Annotated in this window: 22 protein-coding genes; 11 read left to right on the top strand and 11 right to left on the bottom strand. The window is 71.4% G+C overall.

Annotated features, from left to right (window positions below; translation table 11 throughout):
- Positions 1 to 2 precede the first annotated feature (2 nt).
- Together EAO72_RS27295 and EAO72_RS27290 are read left to right on the top strand one after the other, a co-directional pair.
- Positions 3 to 656, top strand: a complete 654-nt coding sequence (locus tag EAO72_RS27295) for an FMN reductase (protein ID WP_148019838.1) — start codon at positions 3 to 5, stop codon at positions 654 to 656.
- Positions 657 to 773: 117 nt separating this feature from the next.
- A complete protein-coding gene (locus tag EAO72_RS27290) occupies positions 774 to 1,196 on the top strand; it encodes a universal stress protein (protein ID WP_148019837.1) in 423 nt (140 codons plus the stop codon).
- A 60-nt stretch (positions 1,197 to 1,256) separates the two neighbouring features.
- Here EAO72_RS27290 and EAO72_RS27285 read toward each other — a convergent pair whose 3' ends face one another.
- The gene (locus EAO72_RS27285; RefSeq protein WP_148019836.1) at positions 1,257 to 1,661 is read right to left on the bottom strand and encodes a hypothetical protein; all 405 of its coding nucleotides are present in this window, start codon (positions 1,659 to 1,661) and stop codon (positions 1,257 to 1,259) included.
- A gap of 133 nt (positions 1,662 to 1,794) precedes the next feature.
- Here EAO72_RS27285 and EAO72_RS27280 point away from each other — a divergent pair, with 133 nt between their 5' ends.
- The 4 genes from EAO72_RS27280 to EAO72_RS27265 all read left to right on the top strand — a co-directional run bounded on the left by EAO72_RS27280 (position 1,795) and on the right by EAO72_RS27265 (position 6,032).
- Positions 1,795 to 2,691: a hypothetical protein gene (locus tag EAO72_RS27280; protein WP_148019835.1), complete on the top strand. Its 897-nt coding sequence runs from the start codon at positions 1,795 to 1,797 to the stop codon at positions 2,689 to 2,691.
- A gap of 100 nt (positions 2,692 to 2,791) precedes the next feature.
- On the top strand, positions 2,792 to 3,754 hold the full coding sequence (locus tag EAO72_RS27275) for an NADP-dependent oxidoreductase (protein WP_148019834.1): 963 nt from the start codon (positions 2,792 to 2,794) through the stop codon (positions 3,752 to 3,754).
- A gap of 27 nt (positions 3,755 to 3,781) precedes the next feature.
- Positions 3,782 to 4,033 carry a DUF2630 family protein gene (locus tag EAO72_RS27270; RefSeq protein WP_148019833.1) on the top strand — a complete coding sequence of 84 codons (252 nt, stop codon included), beginning with the start codon at positions 3,782 to 3,784 and terminating at the stop codon, positions 4,031 to 4,033.
- A 22-nt stretch (positions 4,034 to 4,055) separates the two neighbouring features.
- Positions 4,056 to 6,032 carry an FUSC family protein gene (locus EAO72_RS27265; RefSeq protein ID WP_410090508.1) on the top strand — a complete coding sequence of 659 codons (1,977 nt, stop codon included), beginning with the start codon at positions 4,056 to 4,058 and terminating at the stop codon, positions 6,030 to 6,032.
- 36 nt (positions 6,033 to 6,068) lie between these two features.
- Here the strand turns inward: EAO72_RS27265 and EAO72_RS27260 are convergent, their stop codons facing one another.
- Both EAO72_RS27260 and EAO72_RS43365 read right to left on the bottom strand, forming a co-directional pair.
- Entirely contained in the window at positions 6,069 to 6,476 is a 408-nt protein-coding gene (locus EAO72_RS27260; protein ID WP_148019832.1) for an RNA-binding S4 domain-containing protein, read from the bottom strand.
- Between the two features lie 34 nt (positions 6,477 to 6,510).
- Positions 6,511 to 8,181, bottom strand: coding sequence for a hypothetical protein (locus EAO72_RS43365; protein ID WP_148019831.1), 1,671 nt, complete (start codon positions 8,179 to 8,181; stop codon positions 6,511 to 6,513).
- 322 nt (positions 8,182 to 8,503) lie between these two features.
- Between EAO72_RS43365 and EAO72_RS27250 the strand changes: the two genes are divergently transcribed.
- The gene (locus EAO72_RS27250; protein ID WP_187285233.1) at positions 8,504 to 9,979 is read left to right on the top strand and encodes a VWA domain-containing protein; all 1,476 of its coding nucleotides are present in this window, start codon (positions 8,504 to 8,506) and stop codon (positions 9,977 to 9,979) included.
- On the opposite strand, the gene EAO72_RS27245 is transcribed toward EAO72_RS27250, so the two are convergent.
- Positions 9,928 to 11,127 (bottom strand): sensor histidine kinase, encoded by a 1,200-nt coding sequence (locus tag EAO72_RS27245; protein ID WP_148019830.1) that lies wholly within the window; start codon positions 11,125 to 11,127, stop codon positions 9,928 to 9,930. The two genes, EAO72_RS27250 and EAO72_RS27245, sit on opposite strands and share 52 nt — an antisense overlap.
- Complete coding sequence (locus EAO72_RS27240) at positions 11,124 to 11,777, bottom strand: response regulator transcription factor (protein WP_222724155.1); 654 nt, start codon at positions 11,775 to 11,777, stop codon at positions 11,124 to 11,126. The genes EAO72_RS27245 and EAO72_RS27240 overlap by 4 nt, the downstream gene beginning before the upstream one ends.
- Before the next feature lie 148 nt (positions 11,778 to 11,925).
- Here EAO72_RS27240 and metG point away from each other — a divergent pair, with 148 nt between their 5' ends.
- A complete protein-coding gene (gene metG, locus EAO72_RS27235) occupies positions 11,926 to 13,530 on the top strand; it encodes a methionine--tRNA ligase (RefSeq protein WP_148019828.1) in 1,605 nt (534 codons plus the stop codon).
- A 68-nt stretch (positions 13,531 to 13,598) separates the two neighbouring features.
- Here the strand turns inward: metG and EAO72_RS27230 are convergent, their stop codons facing one another.
- The 3 genes from EAO72_RS27230 to aspS form a co-directional block, all read right to left on the bottom strand.
- The gene (locus EAO72_RS27230) at positions 13,599 to 14,180 is read right to left on the bottom strand and encodes a Uma2 family endonuclease (RefSeq protein ID WP_410090507.1); all 582 of its coding nucleotides are present in this window, start codon (positions 14,178 to 14,180) and stop codon (positions 13,599 to 13,601) included.
- Between the two features lie 68 nt (positions 14,181 to 14,248).
- Positions 14,249 to 15,067 carry a L,D-transpeptidase family protein gene (locus EAO72_RS27225; protein ID WP_148019827.1) on the bottom strand — a complete coding sequence of 273 codons (819 nt, stop codon included), beginning with the start codon at positions 15,065 to 15,067 and terminating at the stop codon, positions 14,249 to 14,251.
- 260 nt (positions 15,068 to 15,327) lie between these two features.
- On the bottom strand, positions 15,328 to 17,145 hold the full coding sequence (aspS, locus tag EAO72_RS27220) for an aspartate--tRNA ligase (RefSeq protein ID WP_148019826.1): 1,818 nt from the start codon (positions 17,143 to 17,145) through the stop codon (positions 15,328 to 15,330).
- A 151-nt stretch (positions 17,146 to 17,296) separates the two neighbouring features.
- Here aspS and EAO72_RS27215 point away from each other — a divergent pair, with 151 nt between their 5' ends.
- Entirely contained in the window at positions 17,297 to 19,393 is a 2,097-nt protein-coding gene (locus tag EAO72_RS27215) for an ATP-binding SpoIIE family protein phosphatase (protein WP_148019825.1), read from the top strand.
- A 17-nt stretch (positions 19,394 to 19,410) separates the two neighbouring features.
- Here EAO72_RS27215 and EAO72_RS27210 read toward each other — a convergent pair whose 3' ends face one another.
- The 3 genes from EAO72_RS27210 to EAO72_RS27200 all read right to left on the bottom strand — a co-directional run bounded on the left by EAO72_RS27210 (position 19,411) and on the right by EAO72_RS27200 (position 22,126).
- Positions 19,411 to 20,496, bottom strand: coding sequence for an AI-2E family transporter (locus EAO72_RS27210; RefSeq protein WP_148019824.1), 1,086 nt, complete (start codon positions 20,494 to 20,496; stop codon positions 19,411 to 19,413).
- A gap of 84 nt (positions 20,497 to 20,580) precedes the next feature.
- Complete coding sequence (locus tag EAO72_RS27205; protein ID WP_148019823.1) at positions 20,581 to 21,537, bottom strand: pirin family protein; 957 nt, start codon at positions 21,535 to 21,537, stop codon at positions 20,581 to 20,583.
- Positions 21,538 to 21,685: 148 nt separating this feature from the next.
- Complete coding sequence (locus tag EAO72_RS27200; RefSeq protein WP_018522179.1) at positions 21,686 to 22,126, bottom strand: SseB family protein; 441 nt, start codon at positions 22,124 to 22,126, stop codon at positions 21,686 to 21,688.
- 168 nt (positions 22,127 to 22,294) lie between these two features.
- On the opposite strand from EAO72_RS27200, the gene EAO72_RS27195 reads away from it, so the two are divergent.
- Both EAO72_RS27195 and EAO72_RS42220 read left to right on the top strand, forming a co-directional pair.
- The gene (locus EAO72_RS27195; protein ID WP_148019822.1) at positions 22,295 to 24,121 is read left to right on the top strand and encodes an acyl-CoA dehydrogenase; all 1,827 of its coding nucleotides are present in this window, start codon (positions 22,295 to 22,297) and stop codon (positions 24,119 to 24,121) included.
- A gap of 151 nt (positions 24,122 to 24,272) precedes the next feature.
- Complete coding sequence (locus EAO72_RS42220) at positions 24,273 to 24,944, top strand: hypothetical protein (protein WP_187285232.1); 672 nt, start codon at positions 24,273 to 24,275, stop codon at positions 24,942 to 24,944.
- The last annotated feature ends 99 nt before the right edge of the window (positions 24,945 to 25,043 follow it).

The raw sequence follows: 25,043 nt of genomic DNA, 5'->3' as shown, positions 1-25,043 counted from the left end.
CCGTGTTCACCACCGAACCGCTGAGGATCGTCGCCGTCGCGGCCGGCCTGAGCAGCCCCTCCTCGACCCGGCTGCTGGCCGACCGGCTGGCCGCGGCCACCCGGGAGCGGCTGGAGCACGAGCAGGACCGCCCGGTCGAGGTCCGTGTGATCGAGCTGCGCGATCTGGCCGTCGACATCGCCGGCCACCTGGTGTCCGGCTTCCCGTCGGCCACGCTGGAGGAGGCGATCGGCGCGGTGACGGGGGCCGACGGACTGATCGCCGTCACGCCGGTCTTCACCGCCTCGTACAGCGGCCTGTTCAAGTCGTTCTTCGATCTGGTCGAGAACACCGCGCTGACCGGCAAGCCCGTCGTCGTCGCGGCGACCGGCGGCACCGCCCGGCACTCGCTGGTGCTGGAGCACGCGATGCGGCCGCTCTTCGCCTATCTGCGGGCCGTCACACTGCCGACGTCGGTGTACGCGGCCTCGGAGGACTGGGGCTCGTCGGGCGACGAGTACACCGAGGGCCTGCCGGCCCGGATCCGGCGCGCGGGCGGCGAGCTCGCCCAGGCGGTCACGGGCGGCCGGGCGGTCTCCGGGGCCGCCAAGGCCCTCGGCCTGGACGACGAGGTGGTCCCCTTCGAGCAGCAGCTGGCCGGTCTCCGGACGGCCTGACCGACCCAGCGGCTGTGCTTTCGTCCGGTTTGACTACAGTTGCACGAGAAGGTGCGTCCTGCGGGCATCCCGCACGACGCACCGGCATGACCGAGCGCAAGCGAGCGGGAGGCAGAGATGGGCAGGATCGTGGTGGGCGTTGACGGCTCGGAGTCGTCGATCAAGGCACTGCACTGGGCCGTACGCCAGGCGGAGCTGACCGGGGACACGGTGGAGGCCGTCAACAGCTGGGAGTACCCCGCGACGAGCTGGGCGTCCATGATGCCGGGGATGCCGGAGGACTTCGATCCGCAGGCCCTGGCCACGGTCTCCCTGACCGAGGCGCTGGAGGAGGCCGTCGGCGGTGCGCGCGCGGCCGAGATCAGCAAGGTCGTCGTGATCGGCAACCCGGCCCAGGCCCTGCTCGACCGGTCCGAGGGCGCGAATCTGCTGGTGGTCGGAGCGCGCGGACGCAGCGCCCTCAAGGCGACCCTGCTCGGATCGGTCAGCCTGCACGTCACCCAGCACGCCCCGTGCCCGGTGACCGTGGTCCGCGGCTGACGACGACCCCGCACACAGCGGTACGGGCCCGCGCGGGCCCGTACCGGCACAGCGGCGGACTCAGTCCCCCCGCGTGTAGAAGTAGTAGAACGCGAGGATCAGCATGCCCGCTCCGGTCAGCAGACCCAGCACCGATGCGGCCAGCACGCTCTTGCCGGAGAGGCTGTAGAGGAAGCCGACCGAGCCGCCGAACAGCGCACCGTACGCGGCCGCTGCGGCTTGGGCCGGCAGTCGCATCTGCACCCGGCCCAGGCCGAAGCAGAGCGCCGCGAGCACGGCGCCGGAGACCAGTCCGAGCGCGAGCTGCGTGCCGGTGAGCACACCGCCGCCCCGGACGATGGACGTCGCGTACCAGCCGAGGATCACACCGAGCGTGACGGGCACGGCCCAGCTCATCGTGGAACGGGAATGGTGCTGAGCACGCGCACGCGTTCCGCGTGCCTGCACCGAAGCGTGTGCGGCCATGGCAGGAAGCTCCTTCCGTCGCCCCCGCTGTCTGTGCACGTTCTCTTCCAGGGCACACCCGGCCGTCGGCCCCGGCAACTCGGATGGCCCACCGCCCGGGGCGCGGCCCCGCCATCCGCGGTTCCCTGGTGAGGTGCGGACCTACTTCTCGGCGGCTCTCTCGGTGGCACTGCTGGTGCTGCTCGCCGTCCTGGTGCCGGTGAGCGCGCTGTCCGCCTGGGTCGATCTGGAGATCGACGACACGGACCGCTACGTGGCCGCGGTGGCGCCGCTCGCCTCGGACCCCGATGTGCAGAACACCGTCGCCGACCTGATCACCGACGAGGCGATGAAGCAGATCGACGTCGGCCCGCTCCAGGGCACCATCCGCGACTTCCTCCACGAGGCCGTGCTGTCCTTCACCACCACCGACGCCTTCCAGGCCGCCTGGAACGCCGCCAACCGCACCGCCCACGAGGCCGTCACCGCGGCACTGGACGGGGACAGCGGCGAGAGCGTCACCATCGATCTGGCCCCCGTGACGGAGAAGGTGAAGCAGAACCTGGTGGACAACGGGGTGCCGTTCGCCGACCAGATCCCCGTCCAGCACACCGACATCCGGATCATCTCCGCGGACCGCGCCGACCAGATGCGCCAGAGCTTCCGGTGGCTGCGGGCCGCCAGTATCTGGCCGGCCGTCGGCACCCTCGTGTTCGCGCTGCTCTCCGTCGTCCTGGCCTGGGTGCGCGGCGGGCCGGGACGCCGCGGCTCCGCCCTGGCCGCGCTCGCCGCCACCGCCGTCGCCGGGGCGGGCTTCGCGCTCGGCGCACTGGTGCTGCGCGGGGCGATCGCGCTGGCGCGCGACCGGGTGCTGGACGAGGTGCCCGGCAGCGAGACGGACGGGGCGGCGGCGGTGTACGACGCGCTGACGGGGTCGCTGCGCACCACGGTGTGGATCGTCTTCGGTACGGGCCTGGCGCTGGCCGTGTGCGCGATGGCGGCACGGATCTGGGCCGGGCGGGTGCTGCCGGCCCCGTCGACCGGGGGCTGAGCCGGGCGCTGTCCGGGCGCGCCTTCGCCGACGTGCGGGCGCCGCCGGGCCGGGCAAGAGTGGAAGAGGTGACCGCGGGGGCTACTGGGAGGTCGTGCGCATGCGAGCCATCGCCGTCAGCTCACTCCGGGCCGATCCCGCCCTCGTCGTCGTCCCGAAGCCGGATCCGGGACCCGGCGAGGTCCGGGTGCGGGTCGAGTACGCCTCGCTCAACCCCGGTGACTGGCAGCTCGCGGACGGCACCCTGGACGGCCTCGCGCCCCAGGCGTTCCCCCTCGTCATCGGCGTGGACTACGCGGGCCGGGTGGACATGATCGGCAGCGGCGACAACCGCTTCCGGGTCGGCGACCACGTCTTCGGCCGGGCCGGCGGGCCGGCGGCCGGTGCGGGGACGTACGGCGACTACGTCTGCGTGCCGCAGGACTCCGCCATCGCCCTCGTCCCGCGCGGGCTGGACGCCCGGATCGCGGCCGCGCTGCCGTCGGCAGGGATGGCCGCCGCGCAGATCCTGGAGGCGGTGTCGCTCCGGGGCCACGAGAGCCTGCTGGTCGTCGGCGCGGCGGGCGGGATCGGCAGCTGTCTGACCCAGCTCGCCAAGGCCCGGGACGTGCGCGTGATCGCCGCGGTGCGCGGTGACGAGCGTTCCCGCATGGGGTCGCTGGGCGCCGCCGTCACGATCGACGTCACACAGGACCCGGCGGCCGACGCGATACGGGCGGCATGCCCGGACGGCGTCGACGCGCTGGCGGACCTGGCGTCCGCGACGCCCGGGGCGTTCGCCGCGTACGCCGCGACGCTCCGGCCGGGCGCGGTCGCGCTCTCCACCCGCGGTGTCGCGGCCGGGGCGGCGCTCCCCGCGACGGTGCGGGGCGTCGACTTCCGGCTCGACCCGAGCCCGGTCCTGCTGGACGTGCTGGCCGCCGGCGCCGCGGACGCCGTCCTGCGCGTCCCCATCGACATCGAACTGCCCCTGGAGAAGGCCCCGCAGGCCCTGGACCGCAACCGGACCGGCGGGGCACGCGGCAAGACCGTCATCGTGCTGAAGGAGCACGGGCACTGCTGAGTCCGGCACGGCCGGGAAGGACACGCCATGGACGACCAGGAACGCGACATCATCGGCGGCATCGACGGACTCGTCGCGGAGGAACGCGCCCTGCGCGACCGCAACGGCCGGGAACCCGGCCTGACCGACGGGGAGAAGGCACGACTGCGTACCGTGGAGGTCCGGCTCGACCAGTGCTGGGACCTGCTGCGGCAACGCCGGGCCCTGAGCGAGTACGGAGAGGACCCGGCACAGGCCCGGGTCCGCCCGGCCGACGAGGTCGAGGGGTACCGCAGCTGACCGCTGCCCGGAGGGGGACGCATTGACCGGCAGCAGGGCCGACCGAACCGGCTCCTCCGCCACCGCGGCACACCGGCGCGGAACACCGCCCGTCTGGCTGCGCTACGGACTGCGCCCCCTGCCCACGCCCGTGCCCTGGGCCGCCGTCGCCCGCGCGAGCATCGCCCTGGCCGCGCCGCTCGCCGCCGGATTCGCCGCCGACCGGCCGATGTACGGGGCGCTGGCCTCCATGGGCGCGCTCTCCGGCGTCATCGGCGACACCGCCGACGCGTACCGGATGCGCATCCTCAACATCGCCGTGCCGCAGCTGTTCGGCGCTCTCGGCATCATGACCGGCACGCTCGTGTACGGGACCGGCTGGGCGGCCGTCGCCGTGCTCACGGTCGTCGGCCTCGTCTCCGGGATGATGTCGACGATCGGGGCGGTCGCCTCCGTGTCCGGCCTGCTGCTCCTGCTCAACTCGGTGGTGGGCGCCGGACTCCCGATGCCGGACCCGTGGTGGGTGGCGCCGCTGCTGCTGACGCTGGGCGGACTGTTCGTCCTCGCCCTGACGCTGCTGGCCTGGCCGTTGCGCCGCAAACTGCCGGAACGCGTCGCGGTCGCGGACACCTATCTCGCGGTCGCCGATCTGCTCGCCGCCGCCGGCACCCAGGCGTACGAGGAGAAGCGGCAGGCCGTCACCGACTCGCTCAACACCTCCTACGACCTGGTCCTCGCCCGCCGCGCCCGCTATCACGGCCGCAGCGGCACCATGGTGCGGATGCTCTCCCAGCTCAACGTGGTGATCCCGCTGGTCGAGGCCGCGCCCGCGGTGCACGTACGACGGATCCCGCTGCCCGACGAGATCCCGGCCGCGGTCCGGGCACTGGCCGAGGACATCGAGGAGACCCGCACCGGCGGCGAGGAACCCCGCCTGCCACCGCCCGGCTCACCCGCCACCCGGGCGGTGGACAGCGCGCTGCGCCATGCCGCCGCCGTCGTGCACAAGGCCGACCCCGACCCGTACAACGTCGACGACCGGCTCGGCCGGCCGGCTGCCCTCGGGGTCCGCGTCCGGCGCGCCACCCGCAACGTCGTGCTGTCCGGGCCCTCCTGGCGGTACGGGCTGCGCCTCGCGCTCTGCATCGGGCTGGCCCAGGCGCTGACCTCGCTGATCGACGTGCCGCGCTCGTACTGGGTGGCGCTGACCGTCACCTTCGTGCTGAAGCCCGACTTCGGTTCGGTGTTCTCCCGGGCCGTGCTGCGTTCCGTGGGCACGGCCGCGGGGCTCGTCATCGCGGCCCCGGTGCTCGCGGAGGTGCCGGTCGGCTGGTGGGACGTGCCGGTGATGGTGCTGCTCGCCGCGCTGATCCCGGCGCTGACGGCGAAGGGGTACGCCTTCCAGACGGCGGCCGTCACTCCGGTCATCCTGCTCCTGTCGGACCTGCTGAACCACGAGGGCGTGCACCTGGTCTGGCCGCGCTTCCTGGACAGCCTGATCGGCTGCGCAATCGTGCTGGTGGCCGGATATCTGCTGTGGCCGGAGAGCTGGCACTCCCGCATCGGCCGCCGGCTGGCCGACGCGGTCGCGGACATCGCGGACTACGTGGGGGTCGCGTTCGAGCCGGGCGGCGACGGCGACCGGGCCGAACGGGTCCGCGCCCGCCGCCGCATCTACCGCGATCTGTCGTCCGTGCGCTCCGAGTTCCAGCGGGCCCTGACCGAGCCGCCCCCCACCGGAACCCGCGCCGCGGCGTGGTGGCCGCTGGTCGTGGCCGTGGAACGCATCGTCGACGCCACGACGGCGGCCCGTGTCCGCGTCAACCACGGGGCCGAGGAACCGGATCCGGCGGAGGTCGCCGCGGTCCAGGCCCAGCTCCGCGAACTGGCCGACGGAGTGCGGGCGAGCGAGGTCCTGGTCGCGGTACGCACCGAACTCCCCGGCGACGAGGAGGGCGTCCTGGCGCCCCTGCGCCAGGAAGTGGCGGCCGCACGGGCCATCGCCTCGCCCGAGCCGTAGGCCCGGTCCGGGCACGGCCCCGCGCGGCCGCGGCCGCTACTCCGCGGACTCGGGCCCCGCGCCCCGCAGCCGGTCCATCTCGCGCCGGTCCCGCTTCGTCGGCCGTCCCGCGCCCCGGTCCCGTACCGGAACCTGGATCGCGGCCTCGCGCGGCGGCGGGGGCGGGCTGTTGTCGACGAAGCACTCCGCCGCCACCGGCGCCCCGACCCGCTTCTTCACGATCTTCGAGACGACCACGACCCGGTCGCGGCCGTCGTGCCGCAGCCGCACCTCGTCGCCGACGCGCAGCGCCTGGGCCGGCTTGGCCCGCTCGCCCGCGACCTTCACATGACCCGCGCGGCAGGCGGCGGCGGCCTGCGCCCGGGTCTTCGTGAGCCGGACCGACCAGATCCAGACATCGACCCGAACGCTGCCTGCCGCCTGCGGCGCCTCACCGGAAACCATGGGTCCGACTGTAGTGCGGCGGACGCCCGGCCCCTCAGCCGAAGTCGCTGATGACCTCCGCCATGTCGTAGCGGTAGACCTCCCGCTTGCACACCGGGCACTTCTCGGCGTCCGGCGCGTGCTCGCTCAGCGACCAGAGCTGCGGCGCGAAGCCGTCACCGCGCCCGTGGGCGAGGTAGAGGTCCTCGGGCCCGAACGACGACTGCAGGGTCTTCGCGTTGCCGACCAACTGCGTCGTTCCGCCGACCGTGCCCGGGGTGGCCTGGAGCAGCCGGCCGTTGTCGTAGGCGTTGCTGCGGTGGAAGTACCACTTACCCTCGTACCGCATCGCGCCCTGGATCTTGTGCCACAGGTCCTCGTTGCCGAACGCGGCCCCGGTGGGCAGGCCGTAGGCCTCGTCGGCGCTCGCGGCCGTGCCCGTGGCGCCATCGACCGCGGCGGTCAGCGCGCTCATCGGATAGGCGCCCACCCGGCCGGGACTGCTGCCGCCGTTGTTGGTGTTGCAGTACTCGCCGAGGACCATGTGGTCGGTCCCGGTGCGGTCCAGCGAGATGTACGAGGCCTTGGGCCGGCCGGTGGCGTAGCACTGGTTCCCGCTGGTGGTACCGCCGTTCTTCGCCGTGGTGAACTTCAGCGTGGCGACCTGCGGCATCACATAGCGGTAGCCGTATCCGTACCAGACGTTGTTCTGCCTGCCGATCTGCTTCTTGTCCTGGACGTCGCTCTCGAGGCCGTCCGGCGTGGGGTCGTTGACGGCCGCGTCGTTGTCCGGGTTGAGGTCCATGATCCTGCGGAGGTCGAAGACCCGCATGCCGTTGGCGGTGTCGGCGACGTAGAGGTAGTTGCCGTACCAGACCATGCCGCCCGCGTGGATGCCGTTCTGCGCGGCGCAGCCCGTGACGATGACGGGGTTGCACCGGCCCTCGCGCGCGTGCAGGGCGTCGAAGGAGATGTGGTCCTTGGAGTTCATGTACGGCCACACCAGCAGCACATGCCGGTACATCTTGGTCGCCTGGTTGAAGAAGGTGACCCGGATGCCCTTCTCGTTGCAGGCGTCCGAGGCGGAACTCTCCAGACAGTTGTCGCGCCCCGCGATGTAGTCGCTGCGGCCCGGGTTCACCGCGTCGTAGCCGCCCACGGCGACCGGCTCGGCGTTCGACGTGCCCCAGTCCTCGTCCTCCTGCGCGTCCGAGACACCCGAGATGGCCTGCGGCACCCACTCCTTGGACGTGGCGTCGTCGTCGGCCTTCCAGCAGATGCGGTGGCTGACGGCCAGGTCGGGGCCGTAGATACCGGTGTTTCCGCAGTCCGCGGCCGGCCGGTTGGCCTGCTCCAGCAGTTCCGTGAGGCCCTGCTTCGGGAGTCCCGCGTCCAGCTTCGTCACAAGCCCGGACAGGTCCGTGCCCTTGGCCAGCTTGAAGTCGGCGGGGCGCCCCGGCACCGGGGCTGCCGCGACGGCGCTCCTGCTCGCGCCGGACGTCGCGGCCCCGGCCAAGTCGTCCTGTTCGCTTTCGGGTTCGTCCTCGAAGCCGTCGTCCGGCATGCCTTCGTGATCCGGTACGGGATCATCCGCGGACGGAACCCCCGTGGCCGGTCCGGCGAGGGGCGCCGCACTCGCACCGGCCATGGGCGTGAGGCCGGAAAGCATCGCCCCGGCCGCCACCGCGCAGGCCGCGAGACGTATTCGGCGGGATGGGTTCGTCATACGAGAGCCCTTCTTTTCACATCTGCGGATAACGGAAACGGTGCCCCTGACTGCTCGTCAGACGCACCGGCCGCTCACGCTAGCAATGCGAACGGGCACCTCGGAGGCGTGTGCGAACGACTTGCCGATGACATCCATGAGGTCCGCACACCCCCATCACAGGACTCGGTACGGGATCGGTTGCGGTTCAGTTCTCCCACGGGCGGGCCGCGCCGACGAAGGGCCGGATCCGGCCGCTAACCTTACGTATCCGCCCTGGCCAGGGATCAATTCCCGCAGTACGGACATTCATCGCACCCAACTCATGCGAAAGGCCTCGCCCATGGGCATTCGGAGCTTGCTGCGCAAGGTGTTCGGCCGTGACCGCACGGAGCAGGACGAGCCGACGACGGCCACGGTCCCGGCCCAGGGCGAGCGCACCCTGGCCCCGGAGCCGGTGACCGTGGACGAGCCCGCGGCCGAGCCCGCCCCGGCCGTCAAGGTGTCGGTACCGGCCCCGGCCTCTTCGGAGCCGGTCCCGTCCACCACGTCCCGGTCCACGAAGGACGACGGCGGGGTGGCGGCGGACCTGGTGGCCGCGGCCTTCGACAAGGCCGCCGCTCCCGCTCCCAAGACCGCTCCCACGGTGCCGTCACAGGGATCGGGGTCCCGGACGAAGCCCGTGGAGACGGCGGAGGCTACGGAGACCGCTGAGGCTGCTGAGGCCGCTGAGGCCGCTGAGCCCGTGAAGGCCGGGGCCGAGGAGACGGTGGCCGAGGAGACGGTGAAGGCTGAGGAGCCGGTGGCCGCTGAGCCGGAGGCCGCGTCCGCTCCGGAGGCCGAAGCGGAGCCCGTGGCGGCGGTCGTGGCGGCGGAAGCGGAGGCCCTGACGCCCGAGGCCGTGGCCGTGACGCCGGAGCCCGAGGAGGCGCCGGCCGAGGTCCCTGCCGCAGCGGTCGAGCCCGAGCCGGCCGTGGCCGAGGCCCCGGTCGTCGCAGAGCCGGTCGCCGAGCCCGAGCCGGTCGTCGCAGAGCCGGTCGCCGAGCCCGAGCCGATCACGATCGACATGGACCCGGCCCCGGAACCGGAACCCGAACCGGTCCCCGAGCCCCGGGCCGAGGCGGCCCCCGCCGCGCCCGCCGGCAAGCCCGCGCTCACCCTCGCCAAGGTCAAGGCCCGCGCGCCCGAGCTCGTGGGGGCGTACAAGGCCGCCCAGGCCGGGCTGAAGGCGCACGGGCTCACCGGCCTGCGCGCCACCGTCTACCTGGTCCTGGACCGCTCCGGCTCCATGCGGCCGTTCTACAAGGACGGCAGCGCCCAGCACCTGGGCGACCGCACGCTCGCGCTCGCCGCGCACCTCGACGAGAGCGCCACCGTCCAGGTGGTGTTCTTCTCGACGGACATCGACGGCACCGGCACGGTGGGGCTGGACGGCCACGAGGGCCGCATCGACGAGCTGAACGCGGGCCTCGGACGGCTCGGCCGGACGAACTACCACCGCGCCGTCGAGGAGGTCGTCGCGCACTACGAGAAGTCCGGGGCCACCGGCCCGGCCCTGGTGGTCTTCCAGACGGACGGCCCGCCGGACGTCAAGCAGGCCGCCCGCCAGGCGATCGACGACGCGGCACGGCTGCCGCTGTTCTTCCAGTTCGTCGCGTTCGGCGACGAGGACGCGAAGGGCTTCGACTTCCTGCGGAAGCTGAACGCCCCGAACGCCGGCTTCTTCCACGCGGGCCCCGCCCCGCGCGAGGTCGCGGACGCCGCGTTCTACCGCGAGGTGCTGGCCGCACTGCCCGCCTGGGTCGCCGCCAACGCCTGATCCACCGGCAGTCGTACGGTCACGGCGAGCCCGCCCTCCGGGCCCGGCACCGCCGTGACCGTACCGCCGTGCGCCAGGGCTATGGAGCGGACGATCGAAAGACCGAGCCCCGAGCCCGCCCCCATCCGGTCCCTGCCCTCGCCGCGCCGGAACGGCTCGAACAGGCCCGGGATGTCGGCCGCCTCCACCACCGGACCGCTGTTGCGCACCTCCAGCAGCACCCCCGCGCCCGCCGGCACCAAGGACACCGCCACGCTCCCGCCGGGCACGTTGTACGTCGCCGCGTTGGCCACCAGATTGGCCACCAGCTGGGCCAGCAGCAGCCGGCTCCCCCGCACCACGCAGGGCTCGGCGCCGACCGCCACCCCCGGATACCGGCCCGCCTCCTCCGCCACCACCCGGTCCAGGTCCACGGCTTCCCGCTCGCTCCGCTCCAGGCCGCGCTCGCTGCGCGCCAGCACCAGCAGGCCCTCGATGAGCCGCTCACTGCGCCGGTTGTTGTCCAGGAGCGTCTGCCGGGTGCGTACGAGATCGTCCGGAGTCGGGTCCTCCAGGCCCACCTGGATCGCGACCCGCTGAGTGGCCAGCGGGGTGCGCAGCTCGTGCGAGGCGTTGGCGATGAACCGGCGCTGGCTGTCGAAGGCCTTCTCCAGCCGGGCCAGCAGCGCGTCCAGCGTGTCGCCCAGCTCCTTCAGCTCGTCGTCGGGCCCGCTGGAGGCGATCCGCTCGTGCAGCGTGTGCGCGGACAGCCGGCGCGCCTTCGCGGTCATCTCGTGGACGGGCCGCAGGAGCCGCCCGGCGGTCCACCACCCCACGCCCACCGCGCACGCCGTCATCACGAGCAGGGCGGCCGCGGACCAGTTGAGGAGCTGGTCCCCGGCCGCGTTGCTGACATCGTCGGTGAGGTCGTAGACGGTCGGCGGCCCGAGGCTGCGCCGGGTGACCAGGGGCCCGTTGACGGCGTATCCGGGCTGGACGACCGCGGCGGTACGGGCGATGGCGCGGGCCTGGGAGTCGGTACCGGCCCGGGAGGCGAGGTTGACCGTGGCCAGGAGCGCCGTCCCGAGAACCAGGAAGACGCCCCCGTACACGAGCGCGATCCGGGTCCTGATCGTGGCGTGCGGCACCCGGACCCGGAACCGCTTCACAGGGCGTACCCCACGCCCTGCACGGTGCGGATGACAGCCGGCTCCCCGAGCTTCCCGCGCAGCTTGCTCATGCAGACGCGGACGGCTCCGGTGAAGGGGTCGGCGTTGGCGTCCCAGGCCCGCTCCAGGAGCTCCTCGGCGCTGACCGTCCCGCCGTCGGCCTCCAGCAGCAGCTGGAGCACGGTGAACTCCTTCGGCGAGAGGTCCAGCTCCCGGCCGTCCCGGGTCGCGGTGCGGCGCACGGTGTCGAGCCGGATGCCATGCCGCACCAGTTGCGGCGGTACGGGGCGGGCGCTGCGCCGGCGCAGGGCGCGGACCCGCGACACGAGCTCGGGGAACTCGAACGGCTTGCCCAGGTAGTCGTCGGCGCCCAGGTCGAGCCCGGAGACGCGGTCCTCCATGGACCCGGCGGCCGTCAGCATCAGGATCCTGGTCCGGGAGCCGGAGGCGACCAGTCCGCGGGCCACGTCGTCGCCGTGCACCCGGGGCAGGTCCCGGTCCAGAACGACGACGTCGTAGTCGTGGAGCCCCAGGTAGGCCTGGGCGGCGTCACCGCTGTACACCGTGTCGACGGCGAACCCGGCCCGCCGCAGTCCGGTGGCGACGAGTTCCGCCAGAATCTCCTCGTCCTCGGCGACCAGTACCCGCATCGTGATGTCCCCTGCCTCGTGCACGCGTGTCCACTCCCTCCCAGGATGCGTCTTTGCTACCGGAACAGATGTTTCGCAAAGGTCTCCGCACTCCCGGCCGGGTTTATCGGTGTGAGTGGATCTCCCCCGGACCGTTAGGATTTCGACCATGGCGGCCACTGGATCCGAGAAGCAGGCGGCGACGGCGTTTTACGTCTCGACCCCCATTTACTACGTCAACGACGCTCCTCACCTGGGCCACGCCTACACGACCGTCGCAGGCGACGTGCTCACGCGCTGGCACCGCCAGCGCGGCGAGAAGGTGTGGTACCTCACCGGCACGGACGAGCACGGTCAGAAGATCATGCGCACGGCCGAGGCGAACAACGTCACGCCCCAGGCGTGGTGCGACAAGCTCGTCGAGGAGGCGTGGAAGCCCCTCTGGGAGCACCTCAACATCGCGAACGACGACTTCATCCGTACGACGGAGAAGCGGCACACGGACCGTGTGCAGGAGTTCGTGCAGGACCTGCACGACAAGGGTGAGATCTACAAGGGCGGGTACGAGGGCCCGTACTGCGTGGGCTGCGAGGAGTACAAGCTCCCCGGCGATCTCATCGAGGACGAGGCCGGCGTCAAGCTGTGCCCGATCCACAAGAAGCCGGTGGAGATCCTCAAGGAGGAGAACTACTTCTTCAAGCTGAGCGAGTACGGCCCGAAGCTGCTGGAGTTCTACGCGGCCAACCCCGGCTTCATCCAGCCGGAGTCCGCGCGCAACGAGGTCGTGAACTTCGTCAAGCAGGGTCTCCAGGACCTCTCGATCTCCCGCTCGACGTTCGACTGGGGCGTCCCGGTCCCGTGGGACGAGAAGCACGTCATCTACGTGTGGGTCGACGCCCTGCTCAACTACGCCACGGCGGTCGGCTACGGCGCCAACCAGGAGAAGTTCGACGGTACGTTCCCGGCGAACGTGCACCTGGTCGGCAAGGACATCCTGCGCTTCCACGCGGTGATCTGGCCGGCGATGCTGATGGCGCAGGGCCTGCCGCTGCCGGGCCGGGTCGCGGCCAACGGCTGGCTGATGGTCGGCGGCGAGAAGATGTCGAAGTCGAACCTGACGGGCATCAAGCCGCAGGACCTGACCTCGCACTTCGGCGTGGACGCGTACCGCTGGTACTTCCTGCGCGCCATCGCCTTCGGCAGCGACGGCTCGTTCTCGTGGGAGGACTTCACCGCCCGCTACACCTCCGAGCTCGCCAACGACTACGGCAACCTGGCCTCGCGCCTCGCCGCCATGGTCGGCAAGTACTACGGCGGCGCGCTCCCCGAGGCCACGGCCTCGGGCGAGGCCGAGCAGGCGGTCCGGGAAGGGCTGGCCAAGGCCGTCGCCACGGCCGACCAGAAGATCGGCGAGGAGCTGGACTTCCAGGCGGGCATCCTGGCGGTCTTCGACTTCGTGAAGCAGGTCAACGGCTACATCACGGATCAGGAACCGTGGAAGGTCGCCAAGGACGAGTCGCCGGAGGGCAAGGCCCGCCTCGCGACCATCCTGTACACGGCCGCCGAGGCGCTGCGCGGGGTCGCGGTCCTGCTGAACTCCGTCATGCCGGACACCTCTCAGAAGCTCTGGGAGTCCCTGGGCGCCGAGGAGTCCCTGGGCGCGCTGTCCGACCAGCGCGTGCAGGACGCGGCCACCTGGGGCCGGCTGCCCGCGGGTGCGACGGTGACGAAGGGCGCGGTGCTGTTCCCGCGCCTGGAGGAGAAGCCCGCGTAAACGGGTCCGCGTACTAGGGAGGGGCGGGATCGCGTGCACGCGATCCCGCCCCTCCCTAGTGGCTCCTGTCAGCGGACCCAGTTCTTGAGCGGCTCGGTGTCCAGCTCGAAGCCCACCGGGTCGGGGAGCCGGACCGTCTTGCCGAACGGCACGGTCACCACGGTCTCGTACCGCACCCCGTCGGGCTGCGAGTGCACCTTGACCTCACAGGTCTCGCGGTCGATGAGCAGGTAGACGGGGATGCCCGTCTCCGCGTACGCGCGCGGCTTCTCGACACGGTCCCGGCGGTCGGTGTCCGCGTCGTACGAGGTCACCTCGACGGCCATCAGAACGCCGTCAGGGTTTGCCCATTCGCCTTGGCCGGCGAAGGTACCACTGCGAGCGAACGCCCCATCCAGCCTGGCGTTCCCCTTGCGATACGTCTCGATCCGCAGCCCTTGTTCGGCGTAGAGCCAGCGACCGGGGTCTGCCTGCATGCACTGCCGAGTGAGCCACTCGATGATCTGCGCGTGGTCCCCGTCCGGCACAGCCTTGACTCCCAGTTTCCCGTTCACGAATTCCAGACGCAGCGCTTCGTCCGCGCGTATGGCATGACGGGCCAAGTCCTCGAAGACCTCCTGGGTCAGCACACCTTCGTCGACCACGGTCACGCCTGCCTCCTCGGAATCGGTCGGGCAAGGTCCAGATTACGGGCCACGGACCGGGCGCGTCGTCCCTTTCAGCGGCTCAGCGACGCCGCGTCCCCCATCACGATGACCGGCTCCTTCGCCGGGTCGAGGACTCCCAGCAGCTCCTTCATCCGGTCCTCGGTGACCGAGACGCAGCCCTGGGTGGGGCCGCCGTGGTCGACGTGGATCCAGATGCCGCCGCCCCGCTCCTGGCCGAGGGGGCGGGTGTGGTCCAGGGGCGAGGTGCCGGGGACGCGGTTGTAGTCGATGGCGATCACGTAGTCGAAGGAGCCCTCCAGCGGTTCCCCGTGGAAGCCCTCGCCCTCCACCTTGAAGTCCGGGCTCAGGTCGTACGGGAAGGCGGTGTCCGGCGGTTCGAGGCGGCCGCCCGCCGCGGTCAGGGTGAAGACGCCGACGGGCGAGCGCAGGTCGCCCTCCCAGTGCTCGGCCGTCCAGCCGTTCAGGGCGTTGTGCGCGGGCCAGGGCGCCAGGGCCGCCCGCCAGCCGACGGCCGGGTCGTCCCGCGTGTAGAGCACGGCCGTGGAGCGGTTGGAGTCCGGTGACTGGCCGGTGACGACGAACGCCTGGTGGGCCCCGGCCGGAATCTGCGCCCGGGTCTGCGGCCCCAGCCCCGGGATCTCCCGCGGCGGCGCGGGCGGCACGGCGGCCCGGGACGGTGCGGGGGCGCCGGGTGCGCCGGCGGCCCCGGGCGGTCCCGGTACGCCGGAGGCGCCGGCGGCCTTCGTGGTGGCGCCGCTCCCGTCCATCCCGGCGAGCGGACCCGCCCCGCACCCGGCGAGCAGCAGCAGGAGGGCGGCGCAGACGACGTACGGGAGGCGCAGCGGAACGCGCGGACGGGGCACGGGCACGGAGGGCTCCTCAGCGGTAGGTGGCCGGTCCGGGGCTCAGCGGACACGGGCCGGGGTCCGCTCTGCGCCGGGGTCGGCCCAGGCAGTCTTTGCCGCAGTCGCCGTCCGCCAATCCGGCGCGGGGGCCATCCGGGTCACACCGTTCGGGTGATTCGTGTACTTGTATGCACGCAGCCATGTGTCCGTGGGCAGCACGAAGGGCCCGGCACCGGGGTGGATGTCCGGTGCCGGGCCCTTCGTCTCGGCGGGGAGACGGACGCCTACTTCGCGCCGGTGTCCCTCGCCACGGAGTCCTTGGCCTCGGCCTTCTCCTTGGCCTGCGCGACCGGCTTGCGGAGCTGGATGTTCAGCTCGCGCAGGCGCGTCTCGTCCAGCTCGCTCGGGGCGCCCATCATCAGGTCCTGGGCGTTGCCGTTGAGCGGGAAGGCGATGGTCTCGCGGATGTTGGGCTCGTCGGCCAGCAGCATCACGATGCGGTCGACGCCCGGGGCGATGCCACCGTGCGGCGGGGCGCCGAGACGGAACGCGCGCAGCATGCCCGCGAACTCCCGCTCGACGGTCTCCGCCTCGTAGCCGGCGATCTCGAAGGCCTTCAGCATGACATCGGGCTCGTGGTTACGGATGGCGCCCGAGGACAGCTCGATGCCGTTGCAGACGATGTCGTACTGCCACGCCAGGATGTCGAGCGGGTCCTTCTCCTCCAGGTCCTTCATGCCGCCCTGGGGCATGGAGAACGGGTTGTGCGAGAAGTCGATCTTGCCGGTGTCCTCGTCCTTCTCGTACATCGGGAAGTCGACGATCCAGCAGAAGCGGAAGACGCCCTCCTCGAAGTGGCCGGCGCGCTTGGCGGCCTCGACGCGGACGACGGACATGATCTTGGAGACCTCGTCGAACTCGCCCGCGCCGAAGAAGACGGCGTGGCCGGGGACGAGGGACAGACGCTCGGTGAGGGTCTTGATGTCCGTCTCGGTGAGGAACTTGGCGATCGGACCGGCCAGCGTGCCGTCCTCGCCGACGCGGACCCAGGCGAGGCCCTTGGCGCCGTGCTCGACCGCGTACGCGCCGAGGCCGTCGAAGAACTTCCGGGACTGGCCCGCGGTGTCCGGCACCGGGAGGGCGCGCACGTGCTTGCCGGCGAAGGCCTTGAACTCCGAGTCCACGAAGATGTCGGAGATGTCGACGAGCTCCAGCTGGGCCCGCAGGTCCGGCTTGTCGTTGCCGTACTTCAGCATCGACTCGCGGAACGGGATGCGCGGGAACGGCGACGTCACCGGGCGGCCGTTGCCGAACTCCTCGAAGAGCTCGGTCATGAGCTTCTCGATCGGCTGGAAGACGTCCTCCTGCTCGACGAACGACATCTCGACGTCGAGCTGGTAGAACTCACCCGGCGAACGGTCGGCGCGGGCGTCCTCGTCGCGGAAGCAGGGCGCGATCTGGAAGTAGCGGTCGAAGCCCGAGATCATCAGCAGCTGCTTGAACTGCTGCGGCGCCTGCGGAAGGGCGTAGAACTTGCCCGGGTTCAGCCGGGACGGGACCACGAAGTCACGGGCGCCCTCGGGAGAGGTCGCGGCCAGGATCGGGGTCGCCATCTCGTTGAAGCCGAGGGCCACCATCTTGGAGCGGATCGCGGCGATGACGGACGAGCGCAGCATGATGTTGCGGTGCATGCGCTCGCGGCGCAGGTCGAGGAAGCGGTACTCCAGGCGCCGCTCCTCGTTGACCCCGTCCTCGGCGTTGATCGTGAAGGGCAGCGGGGCGGCCTGGCCGAGCACCTCGACCTCGGTGACCTCGATCTCGATCTCGCCGGTCGGCAGCTCCGGGTTCACGTTGTCGGCGCCGCGGGCGGAGACCTTGCCGTCGATCCGTACGACGGTCTCCTTGGTCAGCTTCGCCAGGGCCTCGTTGCCGGGGGTGCCGGGACGGGCGACGAGCTGCACCAGACCGTAGTGGTCGCGCAGATCGATGAAGAGGATGCCACCCAGGTCTCGGCGATTGTGCAGCCAGCCGCTCAGCCGGACGTCGGTGCCGACGTCAGAGGCGCGGAGCTCGCCGCAGGTGTGGGACCTGTACCGATGCATCGTCGTTCATCCAGTCTTCGCGGTTGGGGATGATTCAGCCACCCCAGGCTACCGCCCGCGACCGGACCGTTTCATTGTCATTGTCCGCACCAAGATCGTCGGTGCGCTCCTGGCGCTGCCTTGCGTACACATGCCGGTCTAAAGTGGGGCAATGCGCACCGAGGAAGTCCTGGCCGCGACGGCGACCGGCCTTTGGCGCTGGGACAACGGAGCCGGGACGGTCACGCTCGACGCGGAGGCGGCCCGGCTCCTGGACCTGCCCGCCGAGCACAGCGTCTTCCGGGAGTCGGAGGTGCGCTCCCGCTTCCATCCCGTCGACTGGAACGAGATCTACGGGGTCGTGAACCTCGCCGTCGCCGAGGGCACCCTCGCCGAGGCCCGGGTACGGATCGTGGACGAGCGCGGCCGGGTGCTGCGGACCGTCCGCAGCCGTTCCAAGCCGATGCTGCCCGAGGACGGCTCCGCGTCCGACTACGTCCTGGTCGGCACGCTCCAGGAGGTCGCCGAACCGCAGCCCGGCACCACGGGCGCGCACACCCCGATCACCGGCGACTGGCGGCGCTCCCGCGAGGCGTTCCTGCTCGACGCGGGACGGGCGCTGGCCGAGGCCCGGTCGACGGCGGAGGTGCTGCGGGTGGCCTACTCGCTCTCCATGCCCGGCTTCTCGCCGGACGGGCTGGCGGTCTTCGGGGTCGACGGCGACCGGCTGACGATCGTCGGCCATCACGGGCACAACATGGGCGACGAGGGTCCGTTCAGCGACATGCCGCTGGAGACGGACTACCCGGCCGCCGAGGTCGTCCGGACCGGGCGGGCCGTCTATCTGCCGACCCCCGACGACTACCGCGACCGCTATCCGGCCACCTGGCCGCTGGCCCGGCGGTTCGGGCGCCGCTCCTGGGCCTTTCTGCCACTGATCGTGGCAGGACGCACGATGGGCACCTGGATGGCCGGGTTCCGCCACCCGGTCTCCTTCTCCCCGGACGAGCGGTCGGTGCTGACGACCGTGGCCCGGATGCTCGCCCAGGCACTCACCAGGGCGGGGGTCGCCGAGACGGAGCGGGAGCTGTCGCTGGGGCTCCAGCGCTCGATGATGCCGTCCCTGGGACCCGACATCCCGGGGATGACGGTCGCCGCCCGCTACGTCCCGACCGGGGGCGGCCTCCAGGTCGGCGGCGACTGGTACGACATGATCCCGCTGCCCAGCGGCCGCATCGCCCTCGTCATCGGCGACGTCCAGGGGCACGACGTGCGGGCCGCGGGGCTGATGGGCCAGCTGCGGATCGCCCTGCGCGCGTACGCCTCCGAGGGCCACCCCCCGGACGCGGTGCTCTCGCGCGCCTCGCGCTTCCTGTCCGGGCTCACCGACGCGTACGAGGACGGCGAGCAGCCGGAGGCCCGCTTCGCGACCTGCCTGTACGCGGAGGCGGACCCGGAGACCGGCACCCTCGACATCGCGCGGGCCGGTCATCCGGACCCCGTGGTCATGACCGGCGACGGCACCGCCGTGATCCGCCGGACGGAGGGCGGACTGCCGCTCGGGATCGAGGCCGACGCGGACTATCCGGCGACCCGGATCACGCTGGAGGCCGGAGAAACGATCATGCTGTGCACGGACGGCCTGATCGAGACCGGCGGGCACGACCTGGCCACCGGCTGGGTGCGGCTCCGGCCGATCCTGGAGCGGCACACCGACGATCTGGAGAAGCTCGCGGACGAGCTGGTGCAGGCCGTGCACGGACCGGCCTCGCACCACACGACGGGGCCGCTCGCCGACCGGCGCGAGGACGACATAGCGCTCCTGCTGCTGCGGCGCGAGGCCTCCACGACGCACCCGGCCGCGCCCCGCCGGACCGCGCTGACCATCGCCCAGGCCGAACCGGAACGGATCGCCGCCGCCCGGTCGCTGCTGCGCGAGATGCTGCACGACTGGGCGGACGCCGAGCAGGTCGACTCGGCGGTGCTGATGGTGTCCGAGATGGCCACGAACGTGCTGGTCCACACGGACGGCGACGCCTTGATGGTCGCGCAGGCGACCGGTGAGAACGGGAAGCGGCGGCTGCGGGTCGAGGTGTCCGACGGCAGCGACGAACTGCCGCACAAGCGCCGGCCCGGCGAGATGGCCTCCAGCGGGCGCGGCCTGGTGCTGATGGAGATGCTCGCCCATGCGTGGGGGGTGGACCCACGGGGCTCGGGGAAGTCGATCTGGTTCGAGCTGTACGAGTCGGCGGAGCCCTCGGAGCCGTAAGCGGCTACGCGCGGGCGTTACGCCGACGGTTCCCCGGCCGCCGCTTCGGGCGCCTCCGGAGAGTCCGGGCCGCCCTTGCGCATCTCGCCCAGGATGCCGAAGGCCGCCGCGCACAGCGGGACCGCGAGCAGCATCCCGAGGATCCCCGCCACGCTCGCGCCGGCCGTCAGCGCGATCAGGATCATGGCGGGGTGCATCTGGACCGTGCGGCTCTGGATCATCGGCTGGAGGACGTGTCCCTCCAGCACCTGGACGGCGAGGACGACCCCGAGCGCCCAGAGCGCGATCACCAGCCCCCGGTCCGCCAGCGCCACCAGGACCGCGACGGCCCCGGAGATGAAGGCGCCGAGGTACGGGATGTAGGCGCCGACCAGAACCAGCGCGCCGAGCCCCACGGCGCCGGGCACGCCCAGGATCAGCAGGCCGACCGTGATGCAGACCGCGTCGATCAGGGCGATGAGCGTCGTCCCGCGCATGAAGCCCTCGATGGCCTCGAAGGCCCGCCGGCCCATCGCCTCGACCAGGTCTCCCCAGCCGCGCGGGGCGACGGAGTGCGCCAGTCTTCCGGCCCGGTCGGCGTCGCGCAGGAAGAAGAAGGTCAGCAGCAGGGCGAGGACCGCGGTGGCGACGAGCGAGCCGATCAGGCTGATGCCGGAGAGGAGCCCGCCCGCGGCGCTCGCGCCGAACTTCTCCACCAGGGTCTTGGCGTTGGCCGCGAGGTCGTCCACGTTCGCGCCGCCCTCGATGCCGAAGTGGTCGATGACCCACTGCCCGGCGTCCTTCAGCGACTCGACGATCTGCGCGCCCGTGTCGACGAGCGCGGTGACGACGATGTAACCCGCACCGCCGACCACCGCGACGAGCACGGCGCAGGTGAGCCCGGCGGCCACGGAGCGGTTCACCCCGTGGTCGGTCATCCGGCGGTGGACCGGCCCGAGCAGCCCCGTACCGAGCAGTGCGAGGAGGACCGGGGTGACGGCGGTCTTGAAGACGATGCAGAGGAAGACGAGGACGGCGGCGACACCCGCGACCAGCAGGACGACTCCGCACCACGCGGCCGTACGCCGGGCGGCATCGGGCAGGAGGGGCTTCTGGGTCTGCACCCTCCCACCCGATCACGCCGAGGCACCGGTGTCCCGCCCGCGCCGCCGTACGAGTGATGAACCGTCATACGGCGGCAGCGGGGCTCACATTCCGTGGACGGCGGGCACGGTGCCGAGGCGGCCGGCCTGGAAGTCCTCGAAGGCCTGCTTCAGTTCGGCCTGGCTGTTCATCACGAACGGGCCGTAGTGCGCCATCGGCTCCCGGATGGGACGGCCGCCGAGCAGCACGACCTCCAGGTCCGGGGTGTTCCCGTCCTGCTGCTCGTCCGCGCGGACGGTCAGCGAGGAGCCGGCGCCGAAGACCGCGGTCTGGCCCATGTGGACGGGACGGCGCTCCTCGCCGGCGGTGCCGCGGCCGGCGAGCACGTACGCGAGGCCGTTGAAGTCCTCGCGCCAGGGCAGCGTCACCTCGGCGCCGGGGCGCACGGTGGCGTGGATCATCGTGATGGGGGTGTGGGTGACGCCCGGGCCCTCGTGGCCGTCGAGCTCGCCCGCGATCACCCGGAGCAGCGCGCCGCCGTCCGGCGAGGCGAGCAGCTGGACCTGGCCGCCGCGGATGTCCTGGTAGCGCGGGGCCATCATCTTGTCGGCCTTGGGCAGGTTCACCCAGAGCTGGAGGCCGTGGAACAGGCCGCCCGACATGACGAGGGACTCCGGCGGCGCCTCGATGTGGAGCAGCCCGGAACCGGCTGTCATCCACTGGGTGTCGCCGTTCTGGATGGTGCCGCCGCCCCCGTTGGAGTCCTGGTGAACGAAGGTGCCGTCGATCAGGTAGGTCACGGTCTCGAAGCCGCGGTGGGGGTGCCAGGGGGTGCCCTTCGGCTCTCCTGCCGCGTACTCCACCTCACCCATCTGGTCCATCATGATGAACGGGTCGAGGTGCTTGTAGTTGATCCCCGCGAAGGCGCGGCGGACCGGGAAGCCCTCGCCCTCGAACCCGCTCGGCGCCGTGGTCACGGCGAGCACGGGACGGGCCGCGGCGTCGCCGGCGGCGACGACCTTGGGCAGGGTCAGCGGGTTTTCGACGGTCACTGCGGGCATCTGAGCCACCTCCGGGGGACTGTTCTGGAACCAATTTAGTTGAATGGTGAACATCCTGCAAGGCGTCATCCATTCCCGCGCCGGCCGGAGCAGCAGAAAGGGGTCCGTGCCGCCCAGCGGCACGGACCCCTTCTCGAAGGCCTGCGGATCAGCCGTACATACGGCGCATCGCGAAGTCCACCATCTGCTCCACGGCCTTGGCGTCGAAGACCATGCGGTGCTCGCCCTCCATGTCCAGGACGAAGCCGTAGCCCGTGGGCAGCAGATCGATCACCTCGGCCCCGGTGATCACGAAGTACTTGGACTCCTTGCCCGCGTACAGCCTCAGCTCCTTGAGCGTGGTGAACATCGGGATCACGGGCTGCTGGGTGTTGTGCAGCGCGAGAAAGCCCGGATTGTCGCCGCGCGGACAGTAGACCTTCGACGTCGCGAAGATCTGCTGGAAGTCCTCGGCGGCCAGCGAGCCGGTCGTGAAGGCCCGTACCGCGTCGCCCAGCGAGGGCGGCGAGGGTTCGGGATACAGCGGCTGCTCGCCGTAGCCGCCACCCATCGGCTGCTGTGCGCCCTGGTTCTGGTCGTAGCCGTACATGGAGCAAAGAGTAATCGGACACATCCACCCCTTGAGGGGTTGCGTCTTATTACTGACGGGTAGCATCATCGTAAGGGTCAGGTGATGACGGCCGGGTGAGGCCGTAAGTCCGGGGCCACCCCTCCACGGGGCGCTGCGCGCCACTGCTATTGATTACGGAGCCTTCCCATGGGGCACTACAAGTCGAATCTCCGCGACATCGAGTTCAACCTCTTCGAGGTCCTCGGGCGCGACAAGCTGTACGGCACCGGACCGTTCGCGGAGATGGACGTCGAGACCGCGAAGAGCATCCTCGACGAGGTCACCCGCCTCGCGGAGAACGAGCTTGCCGACTCCTACGCCGACGCCGACCGCAACCCGCCGGTCTTCGACCCGGAGACCAACACCGCACCGGTCCCGGACTCCTTCAAGAAGTCGTACCAGGCCTTCATGGACTCCGAGTACTGGCGTCTGGGCCTGCCCGAGGAGATCGGCGGCACCACCTCGCCCCGCTCCCTGATCTGGGGTTACGCGGAGCTGCTGCTCGGCGCCAACCCGGCCGTGTGGATGTACTCCTCCGGCCCGGCCTTCGCCGGCATCCTCTTCGACGAGGGCAACGAGGCGCAGAAGAAGATCGCCGAGATCGCCGTCGAGAAGCAGTGGGGCTCGACGATGGTGCTGACCGAGCCGGACGCCGGTTCCGACGTCGGCGCGGGCCGCACGAAGGCCGTCGAGCAGGAGGACGGCTCCTGGCACATCGAGGGTGTGAAGCGCTTCATCACCTCGGGCGAGCACGACATGTCCGAGAACATCATCCACTACGTGCTGGCCCGCCCCGAGGGTGCGGGACCCGGCACCAAGGGCCTCTCGCTCTTCATGGTCCCGAAGTTCCACTTCGACTGGACCACCGGCGAACTGGGCGAGCGCAACGGCGTGTACGCGACCAACGTCGAGCACAAGATGGGCCTCAAGGCCTCCAACACCTGCGAGATGACGTTCGGCGACCAGCACCCCGCCAAGGGCTGGCTGATCGGCGACAAGCACGACGGCATCCGCCAGATGTTCCGCATCATCGAGTTCGCCCGCATGATGGTCGGCACGAAGGCCATCGCCACGCTCTCCACGGGCTACCTCAACGCGCTGGAGTACGCCAAGGAGCGCGTCCAGGGCACCGACCTGTCGCAGTTCATGGACAAGACGGCCCCCAAGGTCACCATCACGCACCACCCCGACGTGCGCCGCTCGCTCATGACGCAGAAGGCGTACGCCGAGGGCATGCGCTCCCTCGTGCTGTACACCGCCTCCGTCCAGGACGCGATCCAGGAGAAGGAGGCCGCGGGCGAGGACGCGAAGGCGCTGCACGGCCTCAACGACCTGCTGCTCCCGATCGTGAAGGGTTACGGCTCCGAGAAGTCGTACGAGCAGCTGGCGCAGTCGCTCCAGACGTTCGGCGGCTCCGGGTACCTCCAGGAGTACCCGATCGAGCAGTACATCCGTGACGCCAAGATCGACACGCTGTACGAGGGCACGACGGCGATCCAGGGCCAGGACTTCTTCTTCCGGAAGATCGTCCGCGACCAGGGCGCCTCGCTCAACGCGCTCTCCGAGGAGATCAAGAAGTTCCTCGCGGGCGCCCAGGGCAACGAGGAGCTGTCCGGCGCGCTGGACCACCTCGCGAAGGCGGCCGTGGACCTGGAGGCGATCGTCGGCACGATGATCACCGACCTCACCGCGACCGGCGAGGACGTCAAGAACATCTACAAGGTCGGCCTCAACTCGACCCGCCTGCTGCTGGCCTCCGGCGACGTCGTCGTCGGCTACCTGCTGCTGAAGGGCGCGGCCGTGGCCGCCGAGAAGCTGCCGACCGCCTCCGCCAAGGACGTCGCCTTCTACCAGGGCAAGATCGCCGCCGCGAAGTTCTTCGCCGCGAACGTCCTGCCGGGCGTCGGCGCCGAGCGCGCGCTCGCCGAGGCCGTCGACAACTCGCTGATGGAGCTGGACGAGGCCGCGTTCTAGGCTTCACCACTCACGATCGCCCACACGGCACCGCCACCCGGACACGCTGTCGGGTGGCGGTGCCGTGTCGTACGGGCGGCGCCGCGGCAGCCACCGCGCGCGGGCCTTCTTCCTTATGATCGGACCTCGTTGACGAGGGGGAGGCCGGCGCATGAGCCGAGTGGACGGGCACAGGTACATACGGGGCGCGGCAGCGGGGGCGGCCCTGCTGCTGCTCGCAGGCTGCGGCGGCGGGGAAGACGGCGGCGGAGCCGCGAAGGCGCTCGGCAAGGCGGAGGTCTCCTCGGTCCTGCCCGACGCGAAGGCCATGCCGGGCTGGCGGACGCAGCTGGAGCCCGATGCCCAGAAGCCGGTCCCGGAGTACCCGCCGACGGTCTGCCTGACGACGGACAGGACGAAGCGCGCCACGGCCTGCGGCAAGATCGCCTACTACGGCGTCGCCGCCTACGTGCGCAAACCCGACGTCACCTCGCTCAACTACTGGGTGCTCGCCTACCCGGACGAGAAGACCGCCGGCGCCGCCTATGACGCGATCGCCGAGTACTACGGCGGGGACCGGGTCGGTGTGGGCGCGGTGCCGGTCGACATCGGCGAGCCCGGCGACGCACGCGAGGCCAACCGCGCCGAGATGGGAACGATGGGCGGGCCCGCCACCATCACCCAGCTCCGGGTCGGCACGACCGTGCTCGGTATCAGCACCGGGAACCGGGGCAAGGAGGCCGTCTCCGACCAGGAGGTGAAGGAGTTCGCCGCCGTGTTCGCCGAGCGCGCCCAGCAGGCGCAGAACGGTGAGAAGCCCTCCGCCGCCGTCGCGGGAGGATAGCGGCGGCCCTGGAGGCACTACGGTGAATCGTCCGGGCCGGGCCTGGTTACAGTGAAGAACATGAGTTCCTCCCTCCGGTTCGACCGCGGCCACACCGAC

The organism is Streptomyces sp. OR43 (assembly GCF_008042275.1).
In the GTDB taxonomy this organism is placed as follows: Bacteria; Actinomycetota; Actinomycetes; order Streptomycetales; family Streptomycetaceae; genus Streptomyces.
This window is presented reverse-complemented; position numbering and strand designations above follow the sequence as displayed.

What these genes read in the sequence shown, in the direction of transcription:
- EAO72_RS27290 (WP_148019837.1), top strand. Translation starts at nt 774, where the DNA reads ATGGGCAGGATCGTGGTGGGCGTTGACGGCTCGGAGTCGTCGATCAAG.
- EAO72_RS27285 (WP_148019836.1), bottom strand. Translation starts at nt 1,661, where the DNA reads ATGGCCGCACACGCTTCGGTGCAGGCACGCGGAACGCGTGCGCGTGCT.
- EAO72_RS27275 (WP_148019834.1), top strand. Translation starts at nt 2,792, where the DNA reads ATGCGAGCCATCGCCGTCAGCTCACTCCGGGCCGATCCCGCCCTCGTC.
- EAO72_RS27270 (WP_148019833.1), top strand. Translation starts at nt 3,782, where the DNA reads ATGGACGACCAGGAACGCGACATCATCGGCGGCATCGACGGACTCGTC.
- EAO72_RS27260 (WP_148019832.1), bottom strand. Translation starts at nt 6,476, where the DNA reads ATGGTTTCCGGTGAGGCGCCGCAGGCGGCAGGCAGCGTTCGGGTCGAT.
- EAO72_RS43365 (WP_148019831.1), bottom strand. Translation starts at nt 8,181, where the DNA reads ATGACGAACCCATCCCGCCGAATACGTCTCGCGGCCTGCGCGGTGGCG.
- EAO72_RS27250 (WP_187285233.1), top strand. Translation starts at nt 8,504, where the DNA reads ATGGGCATTCGGAGCTTGCTGCGCAAGGTGTTCGGCCGTGACCGCACG.
- EAO72_RS27240 (WP_222724155.1), bottom strand. Translation starts at nt 11,777, where the DNA reads ATGCGGGTACTGGTCGCCGAGGACGAGGAGATTCTGGCGGAACTCGTC.
- metG (WP_148019828.1), top strand. Translation starts at nt 11,926, where the DNA reads ATGGCGGCCACTGGATCCGAGAAGCAGGCGGCGACGGCGTTTTACGTC.
- aspS (WP_148019826.1), bottom strand. Translation starts at nt 17,145, where the DNA reads ATGCATCGGTACAGGTCCCACACCTGCGGCGAGCTCCGCGCCTCTGAC.
- EAO72_RS27215 (WP_148019825.1), top strand. Translation starts at nt 17,297, where the DNA reads ATGCGCACCGAGGAAGTCCTGGCCGCGACGGCGACCGGCCTTTGGCGC.
- EAO72_RS27205 (WP_148019823.1), bottom strand. Translation starts at nt 21,537, where the DNA reads ATGCCCGCAGTGACCGTCGAAAACCCGCTGACCCTGCCCAAGGTCGTC.
- EAO72_RS27200 (WP_018522179.1), bottom strand. Translation starts at nt 22,126, where the DNA reads ATGTACGGCTACGACCAGAACCAGGGCGCACAGCAGCCGATGGGTGGC.
- EAO72_RS27195 (WP_148019822.1), top strand. Translation starts at nt 22,295, where the DNA reads ATGGGGCACTACAAGTCGAATCTCCGCGACATCGAGTTCAACCTCTTC.
- EAO72_RS42220 (WP_187285232.1), top strand. Translation starts at nt 24,273, where the DNA reads ATGAGCCGAGTGGACGGGCACAGGTACATACGGGGCGCGGCAGCGGGG.